We start from the raw sequence: 18,908 nt of genomic DNA on the forward strand, positions 1-18,908 counted from the left end.
GCGCCGCCGCCGGCCCGAGATTCGATTTCCACCAAGGAACGCCCGTGTCCATCCACGTCGCCCTCAAGCACGTCACCCATTACCGCTATGACCGCCGTGTGGGCTTGTCGCCGCAGATCGTCCGCCTGCGGCCGGCACCGCACTGCCGCACGCCGATCCTGTCCTACTCGATGCAGGTCGAACCCAGCGGCCACTTCATCAACTGGCAGCAGGACGCCTTCGCCAACTACATGGCACGCCTGGTCTTCCCCGAGAAGACCACCGAGTTCAAGGTCACCATCGATCTGGTGGCCGAGATGTCGGTCTACAACCCCTTCGACTTTTTCCTGGAGCCCGAGGCCGAACACGTCCCCTTCGCCTACTCCGACAGCCTGCGTGCCGAGCTGGCGCCCTACCTGGTCACCGAACCCGCCACGCCCAAGTTGGCGGCGCTGCTGGCCAGCGTGCCCACCGAGAAGACCCGCACGATCGACTTTCTGGTGGGTCTGAACCAGCGCCTGCAGCAGGACATCGCCTACACCATCCGCATGGAGCCCGGCGTGCAGACGCCCGAAGAAACGCTGACCAAGGGCAGCGGCTCCTGCCGCGACACCGGCTGGCTGCTGGTGCAGATGCTGCGCCACCTGGGGCTGGCGGCGCGCTTCGTCTCGGGCTACCTGATCCAGCTCGCCCCGGACGTGAAGGCGTTGGACGGCCCCAGCGGCACCGAGGTCGACTTCACCGACCTGCACGCCTGGTGCGAGGTCTACCTGCCCGGCGCCGGCTGGATCGGCCTGGACCCCACCTCGGGCCTGCTGGCCGGCGAGGGCCACATCCCTCTGGCCTGCACGCCGCAGCCCAGCAGCGCGGCGCCCATCTCGGGCGCGGTGGACGAATCCGAGGTCAGCTTCGGTCATGAGATGGGCATCACCCGGATCTGGGAGTCGCCCCGCGTCACCAAGCCTTACACCGAAGACCAATGGGAGCGCGTGCTGCGCCTGGGCGAACAGGTTGACGCCGAGCTGCAGGCCGGCGACGTGCGCCTGACCATGGGCGGCGAGCCCACCTTCGTTTCGGTCGACGACCGCGACGGCGCCGAGTGGAACACCGACGCCCTGGGCCCGACCAAGCGCCTCTACGCACAAGACCTGGTGCACCGCCTGCGCGCCGAGTACGGCCAGGGGGGCTTCCTGCACTACGGCCAGGGCAAGTGGTACCCCGGCGAGCAACTGCCCCGCTGGGCGCTGTCGATCTGCTGGCGCGCCGACGGCCAGCCGTGCTGGCACGACCCGTCGCTGTTCGCCGATGAGCGCGAGCCGCATGCCTACACCTCGGACGATGCGCAGCGCTTCCTGCGGGCGCTGACCCAGCGGCTGGGCCTGAGCACCGACTACATCCAGACCGGCTTCGAAGACACCTGGTACTACCTGTGGCGCGAGCGCCGTCTGCCGGTCAACGTCGATCCGTTCGAGTCCCGTCTGGACGACGAACTGGAGCGCCTGCGCCTGCGCCGCGTCTTCAACCAGGGACTGGACCACCCGGTCGGCTATGTGCTGCCGATCAAGGCCGAGGACGGCCCCGGCCTGAGCGGCACGCGCTGGGTCACCGGGCCCTGGTTCTTCCGCGACGAGCGCATGTACCTGTTCCCCGGCGACTCGCCGATGGGCTACCGCCTGCCGCTGGACTCGCTGCCCTGGGTGGGCGAGTCCGACTACCCGTTCATGCACGAACACGACCCCTTCGCGCCGCGCGACGCGCTGCCGGCCGCCAGCCGGCTGAAGGCGCAGTTCGCCCATGAGCTGGGTGGCGAGCAGGGCTATGCCGCCCACCGTGTGGGCGGCGGCTTTGCCGAGGGCGGCACGGTGGCGCTGCAGTCGGCCGATCTGGATGGCGGCGGGGTCAGCGGCGGCGGCATGGCGGCCGACGTGGGCCAGGGTAGCAGCGAGGCGCGCCTCGCGCCTGCCGCCTCGTCCGTGCCGCTGGACCAGCGCCCCGAGCGCTTCCAGAGCGCCCACTGGATCACCCGCACCGCGCTGTGCGTGGAGGTGCGCGACCCGCGCCGCGCCAACGGCCCCAAGGCCGAGGCGGTCGGGCAGGCCACCGGCGTGATGTACGTCTTCATGCCACCGCTGCAGCGCCTAGAGGACTATCTGGCGCTGCTGGCGGCGATCGAGGCCACGGCCGCTGAGCAGGGCGTCAAGCTGGTCCTGGAGGGCTATCCGCCGCCGCGTGATCCGCGCCTGAAGCTGCTGCAGGTCACGCCCGACCCCGGTGTCATCGAGGTCAACATCCACCCCGCCCACCACTGGCGCGAGGTGGTGCAGCACACCGAGTTTCTCTACGACGCCGCCTGGCGCTCACGCCTGTCCACCGAGAAATTCATGCTCGATGGCCGCCACACCGGCACCGGCGGCGGCAACCACATCGTGCTGGGCGGCGCCACGCCGGCTGACTCGCCCTTCCTGCGCCGCCCGGACCTGCTGGCCTCGCTGCTGGCCTACTGGCATAACCATCCGTCCCTGAGCTATCTGTTCAGCGGCCTGTTCATCGGCCCAACCAGCCAGGCGCCGCGCGTGGATGAAGCGCGCAACGACCAGTTGCGCGAGCTGGAGATCGCACTGGGCGAGATCGATCGCAACCAGACGCTTTACGGCCAGCACATGCCGCCCTGGCTGGTCGACCGCGCGCTGCGCAACGTGCTGGTCGACGTGACCGGCAACACCCACCGCAGCGAGTTCTGCATCGACAAGCTCTACTCGCCCGACAGCAGCACCGGCCGCCTGGGCCTGCTGGAGCTGCGCGCCTTCGAGATGCCGCCGCACGCCCGCATGAGCGTGGTGCAGCAGCTGCTGCTGCGCGCGCTGATCGCCCGCTTCTGGACCACGCCCTACCGTGCGCCGCTGGTGCGCTGGGGCACCGAACTGCATGATCGATTCCTGCTGCCAGCCTTTGCGCAGATGGACTTTGCTGATGTGCTTGAGGAGATGCAGCAGGCCGGTTACGCGATGGAGCCCGGCTGGTTTGCGCCGCACTTCGAGTTCCGGTTCCCGAAGATCGGCGAGTTCGCCGCCCGCGGCGTGCACGTCACGCTGCGCAGCGCGCTGGAGCCCTGGCATGTGATGGGCGAGGAGGGCGCGGCCGGAGGAACAGTGCGCTACGTCGACTCGTCGCTGGAGCGGTTGGAGCTGCGCGTCAGCGGGCTGATCGATCCGCGCCACCGCATCACCGTCAATGGCGTCGGCGTCGACCTGCAGCCCACCGGGCGGGCGGGCGAGTTCGTCGCCGGCGTGCGCTACCGCGCCTGGCAGCCGCCGTCGGCGCTGCACCCCACCATCGGCGTGCACGCGCCGCTCACGGTCGACCTGATCGACACCTGGATGCGCCGCTCGCTGGGCGGCTGCCAGTACCACGTGGCCCACCCGGGCGGGCGCAACTACGTCACCTTCCCGGTCAATGCCTACGAGGCCGAGAGCCGCCGCCTGGCGCGTTTCTTCGCGATGGGCCACACGCCGGGCACGGTGGAAGCCCCAATGCCGGTGCGCAGCCTGGAGTTCCCGTTCACCCTTGACCTGCGCCGCGCAGGGCGCTGAGCACGGGCAGCGTTCGTGGAGGCGGACCAGCCCGGCCCGCAGGCAAGGCATCATTGGGGCATGCAGCCGCAGCAACCCAGCCTCCTGCCCGATGACGCCGCCGTCGATCCGGTGGCGCTGGCGTTGGCGGCCGCCGTGCGCGGGCGCGACGGCCACTACAGCGAACTGCTGGGCCGCCTGGGCGAAGCCGGCGCGCCGGTGGCGGGCATGGCGCCGCTGTGGCGCGACTTCTTCAGCGCCATCGGTGCCGAGGGCTGGGCCGACCTGCCCGCCCGCCAGGCACGCATCCAGCGTCGGGTGCTGGAGGATGGCGCCACCTACAACGTCTATGCCGATGGCAGCCAGAGCCAGCGCGCCTGGCCGCTCGAGTCACTGCCCACACTGATCGGCCCGGAGGACTGGACCCAGATCGAGCGCGGCGTGGCCCAGCGCGCCCGCTTGCTGGACGCTGTGCTGCGCGACGCCTACGGCGAGCGCCGCCTGCTGGAGGAAGGCCTGCTGCCGGCCTCGCTGGTGCTGGGCCACCCGCAGTACCTGCGGCCCATGCACGGCTGCCAGCCGGCCGGCGGCGTGTTCTTGCATGTCTCGGCCTTCGACCTGGTGCGCGGGCCAGAGGGGCGGTGGTGGGTGGCGGCCCAGCGCACCCAGGCGCCGTCGGGCCTGGGTTATCTGTTGGAGAACCGGCTGATCGTGGCCCAGCAGTTCCCGATCGCCTTCCGCGAGCTGCGCGTGCAGCGCCTGGCGTCGAGCTTTCTGGGCATGCTGCAGGGCCTGATGCGGCTGTCGCCCGCTGGAGAGCGCTCGCGCGTGGTGCTGCTCACCCCCGGGCCGGCCAATGAAACCTACTTCGAGCAGGTCTTCCTGGCGCGCTACCTGGGCATTGCCCTGGTCGAAGGCGCCGACCTGACGGTGCGTGCCAACCGTGTCTACCTGAAGACGCTGCACGGCCTGGAACGCGTCCACGTGGTGCTGCGTCGGGTGGACGACGAGTACCTCGACCCGCTCGAGCTGCGGCCCGACTCGGCGCTGGGTGTGGCCGGCCTGCTGCAGGCGTTGCGCGCCGGTGAAGTGGTGGTCGCCAACGCGCCCGGCGCCGGCTGGCTGGAGAGCCCCGGCCTGGCCGCCTTCTGGCCGGCGGTGGCCGAGCGATTGCTGGGCGAGCCGCTGGCCATGCCGGCGGTGACCACCTGGTGGTGTGGCGAGGAGGCCGTGTGGCAGGCGCACCGTGCGCGCCTGGCCGATTTCATCGCCGTGCCCACCTTTGCCCCGGGTCCCGGCCGACCCGGCCTGGTGCCGCAGCGCGTGGCCGCCCTGGAGGCCCGCGCCCGGGCTGACCTGGTGCAGCGCATTGACGACGACCCCGCTGCCTGCACGCTGCAGGCACCGATGCGCGGCGCCGAAACCCCGGTCTGGCGCGAAGGCCGGCTGCTGGCGCGCAGCGCGGTGCTGCGCGTCTTCGCGCTGGCCGATGGCCGCGGCGGCTGGCGCGTGGTGCCCGGTGGCATGGCCCGCGTGGCAGCCGAGGGCGATGGTGGCGCCAACCCCTGGCTGTCGATGCAGCACGGCCACAGCAGCGCCGACACCTGGGTGCAGACCGGCGGCGAGGTCGACCCGACCAGCCTGCTGCCGCGCCCCTTGAGCGCCGCTGACCTGGCCAGTTGGCACCGCAGCGTCACCAGTCGCTCGGCCGAGAACCTGTTCTGGCTGGGCCGCTACACCGAGCGCGCCGAGAACTGCGTGCGCTTGGCCCGGCTGACACTGGAAGCCCTGACCGGCTCACTGATCACCGGCGCCTCGGCCGAGGTGCTGGAGGTGCTGGACACCCTGGCCCGCCACCACGGCCTGGTCGGCACCGGCGTGCCCACGCCGCTGCAATCGGTGCGGGTGTTCGAGCGGGCGCTGGTGCATGCGCTGGGTGATGCCCAAGGCGCCACCAGCGTGGCCTACAACCTGCAGGCCCTGATGCGCTGCGCCCAGGCCCTGCGCGAGCGCCTGTCGCCCGAGCACTGGAAGCTGATCCGCGAGGTCGGCGAGCACTTTGACCAGCACCTGCGTGCCGCGCTCGACACCGCCGCTGCCGAGCCGCTGGCCGATGTGATGGGCGTGCTGGCCCGTGCCGCCACCCACCTGGCCGCCATCACCGGCGCCCAGACCGACCGCATGACCCGTGACGACGGCTGGCGCCTGCTCAGCGTGGGTCGCCAGATTGAGCGCCTGGAGTTCCATGCCCACGCGTTGGCGCTGGGCATCGAGCGGGGCCTGCACCGCCGCGACGAGGGCTTCGCGCTGCTGCTGGGCCTGTTCGACTCCACCATCACCTACCGTGCCCAGTTCCAGGCGCGGCGCGAGCTGCCACCGCTGCTGCACCTGCTGGTGCACGACACCGACAACCCGCGCGCGCTGGCCTGGGTGGCACGCACCATGCGCGATCGCTTCGTCAAGCTCTCGCGTCACGATGCCGCCTGGGCGCAGGAGGTGGCGGCCACGCTGCCGCGGCCCGAAGACTGGCCGCTGGAGCTGATCAGCACTCCCGACGATGCTGGCGGCCATGCGCCGCTGATCGCGCTGCTGGCACAGTGTGGCCAGCAGGTGAGGGGCCTGTCGGATGCGCTGGGCCAGCGCCTGTTCTCGCATGTCGGTCCGGCAGACCGCATGGTCTGGCAGTGAAGGGCGGCCGATGACCGCTGCGCTGCGCTGGCTCCGCATCTGCCACGACACCCACTACGACTACGAGCTGCCGGTGGAGCTGGCCCACCATGTGGCCTGCCTGGTGCCCCGCAGCAGCGAAACCCAGCTGGTACGCGCCTGGGACCTGAGCATCGACCCCACGCCCGATGAATGGCTGGCGCTGGCCGGGCCGGCGGCGCAGGCCCTGCCGCCCAGCCAGATCAGCGAAGACCCCTGGGGCAATGGCCGCATCACCTTCAGCCATTCACGGGTCCACGAGAAACTGCGCGTGCGCAGCCGCTTCGAAGCCGGGCTCAGCGCCCCGGTGCCCATCGATCCGCTGGCCAGTCCGCCCTGGGAGGCGGTGGCCGAGTCCCTGCGCTACCACGCGGGCGCCACGCACCGCGAAGCCGTGGAATTCACGCTGGGCACCGAACTGGCGCCGCGCGATCCGGCCTTGGCCGCCTACGCCCGCACCTGCTTCACGCCCGGCCGTCCGATGGCTGCGGCGGCGGTCGATCTGATGGCACGTGTGCACGACGACTTCCAATACGAACACGGCGCCACCGATGCCGGCACCACCGCCGTACAGGCCCTGGCGCTGCGCCAGGGCGTGTGCCAGGACTTCGCGCACGTGATGATCGGTGCCTGCCGCTCGCTCGGCCTGGCGGCACGCTATGTCAGCGGCTATCTGCTGACCCAGCCCCCGCCCGGCCAGCCGCGTCTGGTGGGGGCGGATGCCTCGCACGCCTGGGCGGCGCTGTGGTGCCCCGAGCAGGGCTGGCTGGCGCTAGACCCCACCAACCGGGTGCCGGCCGGGCTGGACCACGTGACCCTGGCCTGGGGTCGCGACTACGCCGACGTGGCGCCGCTGCGCGGCGTGATCCGCGGCGGCGGCCGGGTGCAGCCGCGGGTGGCGGTGACGGTGCAGCCGCTGGACGAGTCGCCCTGACGCGGCTGCCTTCAACGCATCACATGCCGGCGTAGTTCGGGCCGCCGCCGCCCTCGGGCGTGACCCAGGTGATGTTCTGGGTGGGGTCCTTGATGTCGCAGGTCTTGCAGTGCACGCAGTTCTGCGCGTTGATCACCAACTGGTCGGCGCCGTCCTTGTTGACGAACTCGTAGACGCCGGCCGGGCAGTAGCGCCCCTCGGGGCCGGCGTACTTCGCCAGGTTCACCGCCACCGGCACCGCGGCGTCGGTCAGACGCAGGTGGGCCGGCTGGTTTTCCTCGTGGTTGGTGTTGCTGATGAACACCGAGGACAGGCGGTCAAAGGTGAGCTGGCCGTCCGGTTTGGGGTAGTCGATCTTCTGGCACTGGTCGGCCGGCTTCAGGCAGACGTGGTCGGGCGTGTCGTTGTGCAGCGTCCACGGCGCGATCGGCATGCCCAGCTTGGGCAGCAGCCACTGCTCGATGCCGGTCATCAGCTTGCCCACCGTCTGGCCCTTCTTGAACCAGAGCTTGAAGTTCTTGGTGCGCTGCAGTTCATCGTGCAGCCAGCTCGCCTCGAAGGCGTTGCTGAAGGCGCTGAGTTCATCCAGGCTGCGGCCGGCCTGCAGGGCCTCGAACAGCGCCTCGGCGCACAGCATGCCGCTCTTGATGGCGGCGTGGCTGCCCTTGATGCGCGCGGCGTTCATGGTGCCGGCATCACAGCCCACCAGCGCGCCGCCCGGGAAGACCAGCTTGGGCAGGGCCTGCGGCGTGCCGTTGTTGATCGCCCGCGCACCGTAGCCGATGCGCTTGCCGCCTTCGAGGTGGGCGCGGATGGCCGGGTGGGTCTTCCAGCGCTGCATCTCCTCGAAGGGGCTCATCCAGGGGTTGGCGTAGTTCAGGCCGATCACATAGCCCAGGGTGACCTTGTTGCCCTCCAGGTGGTAGAGGAAGCCGCCGCCGAAGGTGTCGTCGCTGAGGGGCCAGCCGGCGGTGTGCACCACCTTGCCGGGCTGGGCCTTGTCGGCCGGGATCTCCCACAGCTCCTTGATGCCGATCGCAAAGGTCTGCGGATCCTTGCCCTCGGTCAGCTTGAAGCGCTGCAGCAGTTGCCTGCCCAGGTGGCCGCGGGCACCTTCGGCGAAGATGGTGTACTTGCCCAGCAGCTCCATGCCCAGCTGGAAGTTGTCGGTGGGCTCACCGTCCTTGCCCAGGCCGACGTTGCCGGTGGCCACGCCCTTGACGCGGCCCTGCTCGTCATAGACCAGTTCGGCCGCGGTGAAGCCGGGGAAGATTTCCACGCCCAGCGCCTCGGCCTGCTCGCCCAGCCACTTGGTGACCGCACCCAGGCTGATCACGTAGTTGCCGTGGTTGTGGAAGCAGTCGGGCACCAGCCAGTCCGGGGTGCGGGTGGCGCCGTCGGCCGATAGGAACAGGATGTCGTCGCTGGTGACCGGCTGGTTCAGCGGCGCACCGCGCTCTTTCCAGTCGGGGAACAGCTCGGTGATCGCGCGCGGGTCCATCACCGCGCCCGACAGGGTGTGGGCGCCCGGCTCGGAGCCCTTTTCCAGCACCACCACGCCAATCTCGGCGCCTTTCTCGGCGGCCAGTTGCTTCAGGCGGATCGCGGTGGACAGGCCGGCGGGGCCGCCGCCGACGATGACCACGTCGTAGTCCATCGAGTCACGGGGGCCGAACTGGGCGAGGAGTTCTTCGGAAGTCATGGGGTTCCTGGAGATGTCGTGCAGGGGCCGCCCAGGCGGGCGCATGGGGGCGATTCTATCGGCTGCAGGCTGAAAAAAGCACGATCGTTCTAATATGACGCCGGAGAAGCGGCACAGGCAGGCTGCAGTTCGTTGCGACAGGGGCACGGTGCCGCACTAACATGCCTGCAAGGTGCGGGTTCACCGCCGGACAAGGAGTGCCCATGCTGGGCATGGTGTTCACCGAATTCATCGAAATGGTCGAGGCCCGCTTCTCCCCGGAAGTGGCCGATGACGTGCTGGCCGACGCCGGCCTGTCGCATGGCGGGGCCTACACGGCCGTCGGCTATTACCCCGCAGACGAGTTGCGGACCATGGTCGACGGTCTGTCGCGGCGCACGGGTCGGCCGGTGGATGAACTGGTTCGCGCCTTTGGCAGCCACCTGGCGCAGCGGTTCAGCCAGGCCCATGGCCAGTATTTCTCGGCGCACCGCCATCCCTTCGACCTGATCGCCGCCATCGACGGGCACATCCATGTTGAAGTGCGCAAGCTTTACCCACAGGCCCAGTTGCCGCAGTTTGATGTGCTGGAGAGGCTGCCTGGGCGGATGCGCTTGCGCTACCGGTCCGAGCGGCGGCTGCACCTGCTGGCACTCGGCCTGATCGAAGGCGTCATCGCCTGGTACGGCCGGCCGTGCCAGGTGGCCATGACCACGCTGGAGGACGGCGCCGAGTTCCTGCTCGAGGAGGCGCCTTGACCGAGCCACTGCCGCCCACCGAGCCGATGCCGCTGGCCACCTCGGATGACGCGGTGGTGCTGTCGCGGCGCCTGGAGCGCGAGCGGCTGGCGCGCAAGTCGGCCGAAGCGCTGCTGATGAACAAGAGCCGTGAGCTCTTCGACGCGCTGCAGCAGGCCCGCGAATCCGAACACCGGCTGCAGATGGCGCTGTGGGCCAGCGGCGAGGGCATCTGGGAATGGTCGGCACAGGCCGAGCGTTTTGAGGTGCATGGGCTGTTCATCGACGGCGTCGAGGTGGCCTGGCCCGACGTCGGCGGCCGCGCCTTCATCGATCTGGTCCATCCCGATGACCGCGACTCGATGACCCTGGCCTGGCGCCTGCACCTGGCCGGTGCCCGCGAGGATGTGGACATGGCCTACCGCATCCAGCTGCCGCCCGGCGAGCGCTGGGTGCGCGTGCGTGGTCGCGCACTTGAGCGCGACAATCTGGGCCGCCCGGTGCGGGTGGCGGGCACGATCAAGGACATCACCGCCCAGCGCGAATCCGAGCAGTCGCTGCACCTGCTGGCCACGGCCTTCGCCAGCACGCACGATGCGTTGCTGGTGGTCGACGACGAAGGCCGGGTGGTCGAGGCCAACAAGGCCTTCAGCCTGCTGTCGGGCTACACACCCGGTCAGGTGCGGGGCGAGCTGTTGTCTCGCTTCATCGGCCTGCCCGACACCTCGTCCGAGGGCAGCGGCTGGCGTGGGGAGGCGCGCCTGCGCGCCCAGCCGGGCGAGGTGCCGGTGGCGGCCACGGTCACCTTCGTGGCTGGGCATGCGGGCCAGAGTGCCTGTCGCATCGTGTCGATGCATGACATCAGCGAACGCCTGAAGGCCGAGACCCTGCTGGCTCGCCAGGCCCTGCACGACAGCCTGACCGAGCTGCCCAACCGCGCTGCGATCCAGAAGCACCTGGAAGAGCGCCTGCACCAGAGCAGCGGCGACTCCTTCGGCCTGCTGTTCATGGACCTGGACGGCTTCAAGTCGATCAACGACAGCTTCGGCCACGGCGCCGGCGACATGGTGCTGCAGGAGGTGGCGCGGCGCCTGACGCGCGCGCTGCCCGAGGCCTTCATCGGCCGCTGGGGCGGCGACGAGTTCGTGCTGGTGCTGGCCCCCGGCAGCGGTGACTTCGAGGTGCGCCAGAGCGCCCAGGTGCTGCTGGCCACGATGGCCTCGCCCTTTGGCGTGGGCTACTCGCAGGACATGATGATGAGCCCCAGCATCGGCGCCGTGCTGCATCCGCACGACGGCATTGATGCCCAGACCCTGCTGCGCAAGGCCGACGCGGCGATGTACACCGCCAAGGAGCAGGGCAAGAACTGCCTGCGCATGTACGAGCCGCAGATTGAGGAAGGCGCCATGCGCCGGGTGCGCCTGCAAAGCCTGTTGCGCATCGATGCCGAGCGCAGTGGCTTTAGCTTTGTGGTCCAGCCCAAGGTCGACGCCCAGCGCCAGCCGCAGGGCGCCGAGCTGCTGGTGCGCTGGAGCACGCGCGACTTCGGCGTGGTCTCGCCGGCCGAGTTCATCCCCATGGCCGAGCAGACTGGCGCGATCGAGCTGTTGGGCCGCCAGGCCCTTCACTCGGCGGCGCGTCTGGCGGCCGAGCTAGGCCGGCGTGGACGGCCGATGCCGGTGGCTGTCAACCTGTCGCCGCGGCAGTTGCTGAACCCTTCGTTTGAGCGCATCGCCTTGCACGCCTGCCAGCGCCATGGCGTGCTGCCGTCGGCGCTGGAGCTGGAGCTGACCGAGTCGGCGCTGACCGAGTCGGCCGTGTACCCGCTGCTGGGGCGCTTGCGTCGCCACGGCTTCAGCCTGGCGCTGGACGACTTCGGCACCGGCTACTCGTCGCTGTCGCATCTGCTCAAGCTGCCGTTCCAGAAGGTCAAGATCGACCGCGCCTTCGTGGCGGAGGCACTGCACAACGCCAAGGCCGGGGTGGTGATCCGCGGCACGCTGGAGATCTGCAGGGGCCTGGGGCTGCGCACCGTGGCTGAGGGCGTCGAAACCGACGAGCAGTTCGAGCTGCTGCGTTCGCTGGGCGTGGACGAGTTCCAGGGCTACCTGTTCGACCGTCCGATGCCGCAGGACGATTGGCTGGCGCAGCTGTTCACATGCTAGGCTCAAGGCCTTGAGACCCTGAAAGGACGGCGGCGTGGCCGCCGTGAAGAACAATGAGCTACCAGATCGATCTGTCGGGCCGCGTGGCCCTGGTGACCGGCGCCTCCAGTGGCCTGGGCGCGCAATTCGCACGCACGCTGGCCAAGGCCGGCGCCGCGGTGGTGCTGGCCGGTCGCCGCACCGATCGCCTCAAGACCCTGCGCGCCGAAATTGAAGGTTCCGGTGGCGACGCCCATGTGGTGGAGCTGGATGTCACCGACGTCGACAGCATCAAGTCGGCCGTGGCGCACGCGGAAACGGAAACCGGCACGCTGGATATCCTGATCAACAACTCGGGCGTCAGCACCACCCAGAAGCTGCTCGATGTCACGCCGGACGACTACGACTTCGTCATGGACACCAACACCCGCGGCGCCTTTTTCGTTGCGCAAGAGGTGGGCCGGCGCATGATCGCGCGCTCGCGCGGCGCAGCGCCGGGCACCTTCACGGGCGGGCGCATCGTCAACATCGCCTCGATGGCCGGCCTGCGCGTGCTGAGCCAGATCGGCGTCTACGCGATGAGCAAGGCCGCCGTGGTGCACATGACCCGCGCGATGGCGCTGGAGTGGGGCCGCTTTGGTGTCAACGTCAACGCGATCTGCCCGGGCTACATCGACACCGAGATCAACCACCACCACTGGCAGACCGATGCCGGCCAGAAGCTGGTGCAGATGCTGCCGCGCAAGCGCGTCGGCCAGCCGCAGGACCTGGACACCACGCTGCTGATGCTGTGCGCCAATGAAAGCCACTTCATCAACGGCGCCGTGATCCAGGCCGACGATGGCTTCGGCGTCTGAGGTGCTGCGCCCGCTGACAAGCCTTGAGTTGCGCGTGCTCGGGGTGCTGGTCGAAAAACAGCGCACGGTGCCCGATACCTACCCGTTGTCGCTCAATGCGCTGGCGGCCGGATGCAGCCAGAAGACGGCCCGCCACCCGGTGATGGACGTCACCGAGGCCCAGGTGCTGGAGGCGGTGGATGATCTGAAGCCGCTGAACCTGGTGATCGAGGTCAGTGGCGCGCGTGTCGCCCGCTACGAGCACAACCTGGCCCGCGTCTATGGCGTGCCCAGCCAATCGGCCGCGCTGCTGGCCGCGCTGATGCTGCGCGGTCCGCAGACCGCGGCCGAGTTGCGCCAGAACGCCGAGCGCCTGCACCGCTTTGCCGACACCGGCTCGGTTGAGGCCTTTCTGGACGAGTTGGCCGCGATGAATCCGCCGCGGGTGCGCCGCCTGGAGCGGGCCCCTGGCGCGCGCGAGGCGCGCTGGGCGCACCTGCTCGGCGACGAGCCCCTGACGGAAGCCGCCGGCGCCCCCGCCAACCTGCCGACCGATGACGCCCCCGGGCTGCACGCCGAGGTGGCACGGCTGTCGGACGAGGTGCGCGCCCTGCGCGAGGAACTGGCCGAGATCAAGCGCCAGCTGGGCCTGGCACCCTGACGGAGACTGCATGCGTTTCACGCTGCCCGAGCACAAGACCCTCAGCCACGAAATGGTCATTCCCATCCGCTGGGGTGACATGGACATGATGGGCCACGTCAACAACACGGTCTACTTCCGCTACATGGAGATCGTGCGCATCGAGTGGCTCAGCGCCATCGGCGGCCAGCCCAACCCGGCCGGCCAGGGCCCGGTCATCGTCAACGCGTTCTGCAACTTCATCCGTCAGCTGGAATACCCGGGCGATGTGCTCGCCCGCCACTACGTGGCCAACCCGGGCCGCAGCAGCTTCGACACCTTCATCACGCTGGAGCGCACCGACCAGCCCGGCGTGATCTACGCCGAGGGCGGAGCCACTACCGTCTGGATGGACTTTCCCAGTGGCAAGTCCACGCCAATGCCCGACTGGCTCAGAGCGAAGGTCGGCTGACTGCCCACAGCGGCCGTAGGCCGCTTCGGAGCGTCGCAGAACGCTGACGGTGACCTCAGCCAAGGAATGAGCGGCCTGGGGCTGGCGGCGCTGTCGGGGGCGCCGAGGAGCGCAGACGCCCCGGGGGGCGCGCCGCAGGCGCGCCTCGTGCACTGACTTGGTCGACACTGTCTGACCGGAGCGAGCCGCAGGCGAGCGTAGGGAGTTTGTCGACCACCCCGGGGGGTTGAGCACCCGAGGGGAGTCGGCGTAGCCGACCGCCACCGTCTGCGACGACAGACCCAGGTCGCTCAGGCCTTGGCTGTGCGCCAAGCTTTGCAGCAAAACCACTTGCAACTGTTGGAGCGAGCCAAAGGCTGGGCAGGCAGGCAGAGCCGGCCAGCGAGGGCGGTCGGCTGCGCCGACTCCCCTGTGGTGCTCGGCCTGCAGGGCGGCCCCCAAACTCGCTACGCTCACCTACGGTTCGCTTCGCTCAAACAGTGTGGGCCAAGTCAGAGAGATTTGCCCTGCAGTCCTGCGCTCCTCGGCGCCCTCCAATGGCCGGCTCTGCCTGCCTGCCCAGCCTTTGGCGGCACGGTTGGCGTAGCGCGTTGGCCCACAGCGGCCTACGGCCGCTGTGGGCAGGGAGCAGCCGTCCGAAGGCGCCCCGGTTGTCCCCCCCGTGACAGGCTTTAGTGGTAGTCCCTGAACCTCAATCGCCGGAGCATCCGCTACCGTTCGCGTCGATCGCCCCTTGTGATCACCACCGAACCATTGGAGACCCGGATGAAGTTCACTCGCAAGCTCTTTGGCATCTCTGTCGGCGCCGCCATCGCCCTGTCGAGCACGGTGGCGTTCGCGCAGAAGGGCGAGACCGTCAAGATCGCCTGGATCGACCCGCTGTCGGGCCTGATGGCGCCAGTGGGCCAGAACCAGGTCAAGACCTTCCAGTTCCTGGCCGAGCACTTCAACAAGAGCAACCCGGCCGGCGTGAAGTTCGAGATCATCACGATCGACAACAAGCTCAGCCCCGCCGAGAGCCTGAACGCGCTGAAGTCGGCCATCGACCAGGGCGTGCGCTACATCACCCAGGGCAATGGCTCCAGCGTCGCGCTGGCGCTGGTGGATGCGGTCAACAAGCACAACGAGCGCAACCCCGGCAAGGAGGTGATCTACCTCAACCATGCCGCGGTCGATCCCGACCTGACCAACAGCAAGTGCAGCTACTGGCACTTCCGCTTTGATGCGGACACCTCGATGAAGATGGAAGCGCTGACCACCTTCATCAAGGACCAGCCCGAGACCAAGAAAATCTACCTGCTGAACCAGAACTACTCGCACGGCCAGCAGGTCAGCAAGTACGCCAAGGAAATGATGGCGCGCAAGCGTCCGGACATCCAGTTCGTCGGCGACGACCTGCATCCGCTGGCCCAGGTCAAGGACTTCGCGCCCTATGTGGCCAAGATCAAGGCCTCGGGTGCTGACAGCGTGATCACTGGCAACTGGGGCTCCGACCTGACGCTGCTGGTCAAGGCCGCCAATGACGCCGGCCTGAACATCAAGTTCTACACCTACTACGCCTCGGTCAGCGGCGCCCCCACCGCCATCGGTGCGGCCGGTGCCGGCCGGGTGTACATGGTCGCCTACGGCCACTCCAACATGGGTGAGCCGCTGGGCAAGCTCGGTGACGCCTTCAAGGCCAAGTTCAACGAAGACCTCTACACCCAGGCGGTCTACAACGAACTGCTGATGCTGTCGTCGGCCATGGCCAAGGCCAAGTCCACCGACCCGGTCAAGGTGGCCGCGGCGATGGAAGGCATCGGCATCAAGGGTTTCAATGGTGACGTCGAGATGCGCAAGACCGACCACCAGCTGCAGCAGCCGCTGTACATCTCGATCTGGCAGAAGATGGACGCCAAGAACAAGTACAACGTCGAGAACACCGGCTTCACCTTCGCGCCGGTCAAGGCCTACGATTCCTACGTGTCGAGCACGCCCACCTCGTGCCAGATGAAGCGCCCCTGAGGCCTTGTCCGTCCGCCGCCCGCCCGGCGGCAAACTGCCTGCAGGCCCGGGGGAGTGACCTCCGCCCGGGCCTCGTCGTTTCCTGACGCGCCACTGTGGACCAGATCCTCATCAACCTGCTCAACGGCATCAGCTCCGGGCTGCTGCTGTTCATGCTGAGTTCGGGCCTGACGCTGATCTTCAGCATGATGGGCGTGCTGAACTTCGCCCATGCCAGCTTCTACATGGTGGGCGCCTACGCCGCCTATACGTTGACGCCGCTGATTGGCTTCACCGCCTCGCTGCTGTTGTCACCGCTGCTGGTGGGCGGCCTGGGGGCGCTGTTCGAGCGCACGGCGCTGCGCCGCGTGCACAAGTTCGGTCATGTGCCTGAGCTGCTGATCACCTTTGGCCTGAGCTATGTGGTGGGCGAGGTGGTGGCGCTGATCTGGGGCCGCTCGCCGCTGACCTTTGATCCGCCCACCTGGCTGCAGGGGCCGGCCTTCACCATTGTGCAATCGGCGCAGAACGGGCTGTCGCTGGCCCTGGGCGCCGCACCGGCCGAGGTGTGCAATGCAGTGGGCGCGGCCTGCTCGCGCTTCCCGCTGACCCGGGCCTTCATGGCGGTGGTGGCACTGGGCATGCTGGTCTCGCTGTGGCTGCTGCTCACCCGCACCCGCATCGGCCTGGTGATCCAGGCGGCGCTGACCCACCCCGAGATGGTCGAGGCGCTGGGCCACAACGTGCCGCGCGTCTTCATGCTGGTGTTCGGCAGCGGCTGTGCGCTGGCCGGGCTGGCGGGCGTGATCGGCGGCGTCACCTTCGTCACCGAACCCAACATGGCCAACATCGGGCCAATCATCTTTGCCGTCATCGTCATCGGCGGCATGGGCTCGCTCAGCGGCGCCTTCGTCGGCTCGCTGGTGGTGGGCCTGTTGCAGACCTTGCCACTGACCGTGGACGCCAATGGCGTGGACATGTTCCGGCTGATCGGTGTGAGCATCAGCCCTGACAGTCCGGCCATGGCGCTGCTGCGCATCAAGCTGTCCGAGACCGCGCAGATCCTGCCCTACCTGGCGCTGGTGCTGATCCTGATCCTGCGGCCCAAGGGCCTGCTGGGCACGCGTGAGGGCTGAGACTGCCATGCACCACACACGCGAATCCCGTCCCAATTTCCACTTCAAGCCCTGGAATGTCGGCCGCATCCTGATCTGGAGCCTGTACGCGCTGCTGCTGGGCGTGGCGCCGCTGTGGTGGACCAGCAGCTTCGGGCAGACCATGCTCAGCCAGATCGGCATCGGCATCATCGTCTGCCTGGCCTACAACGTGCTGCTGGGGCAGGGCGGCATGCTCAGCTTCGGGCATGCGGTCTACAGCGGGCTGGGTTCGTTCCTGGCCATCCACACGCTGAACATGGTGGGGGCCGGCACGCTCGGTCTGCCGGTCAGCCTGGTGCCGCTGGTCGGCGGTCTGGGGGGCCTGTTCTTCGCGGCCGTGCTGGGTTGGGTGACCACCAAGAAATCGGGCACCACCTTCGCGATGATCACGCTGGGGGTGAGCGAGCTGGTGTGGTCGATGTCGCTGATGATCCCCGAGTTCTTCGGCGGCGAGGGCGGCGTCTCGGGCAACCGGGTGGTCGGCGAAAAGCTGCTGGGCATCAGTTTCGGCCCGCAGATCCAGGTCTACTACCTGATCGCCGTCTACTGCTTCATTTGCACGGCGGCGCTGTTCGCGCTGACGCGCACGCCGCTGGGCCGGATGCTCAATGCGGTGCGCGACAACCCCGAGCGGGTCGAGTTCATCGGCTACTCGACCCAGCGTGTGCGCTACCTGGCCTTCATGATCTCGGGCTTCTTCGCGGGCATCTCGGGCGGCCTGGCGGCGATCAACTTCGAGATCGTCACCGCCGAGGTGGTGGGCGCGGCGCGCTCGGGCGCCTACCTGCTGTTCGTCTTCCTGGGCGGCGCCACCTTCTTCTTCGGGCCCATCCTGGGTGCGGTGCTGATGGTCGTGGCCCTGGCGCTGCTGTCCGAGATCACCAAGGCCTGGCTGCTCTACCTGGGCCTGGTCTTCGTATTGATGGTGATGTATGCGCCAGGCGGCTTTGCCAGCCTGATCATGATGAACCTGCGCGTGGCGGCCTTTGGCAAGCTGCGCCAGCTCTGGACCGCCTACCTGGCGCTGGGCGGTGCCGGCGCGGCCGTGCTGCTGGGGGTGGCGGCGATGATCGAGATGATCTACCACCTGCAGCTCAATGCCGCCCTGGGCCCCCAGCTGCCCTTCATGGGCGCGATGATCGACGCCAGCGGCACCGACGCCTGGGCAGGAGCCGTGTTCGTGACCCTCACCGGCGTGGCACTGTTCGAGTTGGCCCGCCGCCAGTTCGCCCGTCAATGGGGCGAGGTGCAGGAAGACATCGAGAAAGAGATCAAGCGGAGGGAGACGCTGTGAATGCGGCCACCCAGTCCCCGTATGCGCTGGAACTGCTGGACGCCTACAAGCGCTTCGGCAAGACCGAGATCATCCGCGGCGCCACGCTGCAGGTGAAGCCGGGCGAGCGCGTGGCCATCATCGGCCCCAATGGCGCCGGCAAGTCCACGCTGTTCAACCTGATTTCGGGCCGCTTTGGCCTGAGCAGTGGCGAGATCCGCCTGCACGGCCAGCGCATCGACGGCCTGGCGCCCTACGAGATCAATCGCCGCGGTCTGTCGCGCAGCTTCCAGGTCAGCAACCTGTTCACGCGCCTGAGCGTGTTTGAGAACCTGCGCTGCGCCGTGCTGTGGTCGATGAAGCAGCGCTACAGCTTCTGGCGCTTCCTGGCCGACCTGCACGAGGTCAATGACCGCGCCGAGGAAGTGCTGGAGATGATCAAGCTCGACAAGCGGCGCGACCAGCTGGCGATGAACCTGACCTACGCCGAGCAGCGCGCGTTGGAGATCGGCATCACCATCGCCGGTGGCTCCAGCGTGATCCTGCTGGACGAGCCCACCGCCGGCATGAGCAAGAGCGAGACCAAGCGCTTCATCCAGCTGATCCGCGAGGTCACCGAGGGCAAGACCCTGCTGACCGTGGAGCACGACATGGGCGTGGTCTTCGGCCTGGCCGACCGCATCGCGGTGGTGGTCTACGGCGAGGTGATCGCCTTCGACACCCCCGAGGCGGTGCGTGCCAACGCCAAGGTGCAGGAGGCCTACCTGGGCAGCGTGCTGGCCGAGACGCAGGCGGCAGGAGCGTGACGATGAGCAGCG

Annotated in this window: 13 protein-coding genes; 12 read left to right on the forward strand and 1 reads right to left on the reverse strand. The window is 68.7% G+C overall.

Features of this window, described 5'->3' with window-relative positions:
• Positions 1 to 44 precede the first annotated feature (44 nt).
• Genes KAK06_RS11940 through KAK06_RS11950 form a run of 3 tightly spaced genes read left to right on the forward strand, consistent with a single transcriptional unit; the run spans position 45 to position 7,188 of the window.
• The gene (locus tag KAK06_RS11940; RefSeq protein WP_210802333.1) at positions 45 to 3,569 is read left to right on the forward strand and encodes a transglutaminase family protein; all 3,525 of its coding nucleotides are present in this window, start codon (positions 45 to 47) and stop codon (positions 3,567 to 3,569) included.
• A gap of 60 nt (positions 3,570 to 3,629) precedes the next feature.
• The gene (locus KAK06_RS11945; RefSeq protein ID WP_210802334.1) at positions 3,630 to 6,236 is read left to right on the forward strand and encodes a circularly permuted type 2 ATP-grasp protein; all 2,607 of its coding nucleotides are present in this window, start codon (positions 3,630 to 3,632) and stop codon (positions 6,234 to 6,236) included.
• A gap of 10 nt (positions 6,237 to 6,246) precedes the next feature.
• A complete protein-coding gene (locus KAK06_RS11950; RefSeq protein WP_210802335.1) occupies positions 6,247 to 7,188 on the forward strand; it encodes a transglutaminase family protein in 942 nt (313 codons plus the stop codon).
• A gap of 19 nt (positions 7,189 to 7,207) precedes the next feature.
• On the opposite strand, the gene KAK06_RS11955 is transcribed toward KAK06_RS11950, so the two are convergent.
• The gene (locus KAK06_RS11955; protein ID WP_210802336.1) at positions 7,208 to 8,890 is read right to left on the reverse strand and encodes an electron transfer flavoprotein-ubiquinone oxidoreductase; all 1,683 of its coding nucleotides are present in this window, start codon (positions 8,888 to 8,890) and stop codon (positions 7,208 to 7,210) included.
• 203 nt (positions 8,891 to 9,093) lie between these two features.
• Here KAK06_RS11955 and KAK06_RS11960 point away from each other — a divergent pair, with 203 nt between their 5' ends.
• The 9 genes from KAK06_RS11960 to KAK06_RS12000 all read left to right on the forward strand — a co-directional run bounded on the left by KAK06_RS11960 (position 9,094) and on the right by KAK06_RS12000 (position 18,896).
• Complete coding sequence (locus tag KAK06_RS11960) at positions 9,094 to 9,627, forward strand: heme NO-binding domain-containing protein (RefSeq protein WP_210802337.1); 534 nt, start codon at positions 9,094 to 9,096, stop codon at positions 9,625 to 9,627.
• The gene (locus tag KAK06_RS11965) at positions 9,624 to 11,771 is read left to right on the forward strand and encodes a putative bifunctional diguanylate cyclase/phosphodiesterase (RefSeq protein ID WP_210802338.1); all 2,148 of its coding nucleotides are present in this window, start codon (positions 9,624 to 9,626) and stop codon (positions 11,769 to 11,771) included. Before KAK06_RS11960 ends, KAK06_RS11965 begins: the two co-directional genes overlap by 4 nt.
• A gap of 53 nt (positions 11,772 to 11,824) precedes the next feature.
• Positions 11,825 to 12,607, forward strand: a complete 783-nt coding sequence (locus tag KAK06_RS11970) for an SDR family oxidoreductase (protein ID WP_210802339.1) — start codon at positions 11,825 to 11,827, stop codon at positions 12,605 to 12,607.
• Positions 12,591 to 13,247: a YceH family protein gene (locus KAK06_RS11975; protein WP_210802340.1), complete on the forward strand. Its 657-nt coding sequence runs from the start codon at positions 12,591 to 12,593 to the stop codon at positions 13,245 to 13,247. Before KAK06_RS11970 ends, KAK06_RS11975 begins: the two co-directional genes overlap by 17 nt.
• Before the next feature lie 10 nt (positions 13,248 to 13,257).
• The gene (locus tag KAK06_RS11980) at positions 13,258 to 13,677 is read left to right on the forward strand and encodes an acyl-CoA thioesterase (protein WP_210802341.1); all 420 of its coding nucleotides are present in this window, start codon (positions 13,258 to 13,260) and stop codon (positions 13,675 to 13,677) included.
• 765 nt (positions 13,678 to 14,442) lie between these two features.
• Entirely contained in the window at positions 14,443 to 15,681 is a 1,239-nt protein-coding gene (locus tag KAK06_RS11985) for a branched-chain amino acid ABC transporter substrate-binding protein (protein ID WP_210802342.1), read from the forward strand.
• A gap of 95 nt (positions 15,682 to 15,776) precedes the next feature.
• A complete protein-coding gene (locus tag KAK06_RS11990; RefSeq protein WP_210802343.1) occupies positions 15,777 to 16,796 on the forward strand; it encodes a branched-chain amino acid ABC transporter permease in 1,020 nt (339 codons plus the stop codon).
• A 7-nt stretch (positions 16,797 to 16,803) separates the two neighbouring features.
• Complete coding sequence (locus KAK06_RS11995) at positions 16,804 to 18,111, forward strand: branched-chain amino acid ABC transporter permease (RefSeq protein WP_210802344.1); 1,308 nt, start codon at positions 16,804 to 16,806, stop codon at positions 18,109 to 18,111.
• A complete protein-coding gene (locus tag KAK06_RS12000) occupies positions 18,108 to 18,896 on the forward strand; it encodes an ABC transporter ATP-binding protein (RefSeq protein ID WP_310741079.1) in 789 nt (262 codons plus the stop codon). The genes KAK06_RS11995 and KAK06_RS12000 overlap by 4 nt, the downstream gene beginning before the upstream one ends.
• Positions 18,897 to 18,908: the final 12 nt, after the last annotated feature.

Origin of the sequence: Ideonella aquatica, assembly GCF_018069755.1 — a bacterium.
Taxonomy (GTDB): Bacteria; Pseudomonadota; Gammaproteobacteria; order Burkholderiales; family Burkholderiaceae_C; genus Ideonella; species Ideonella aquatica.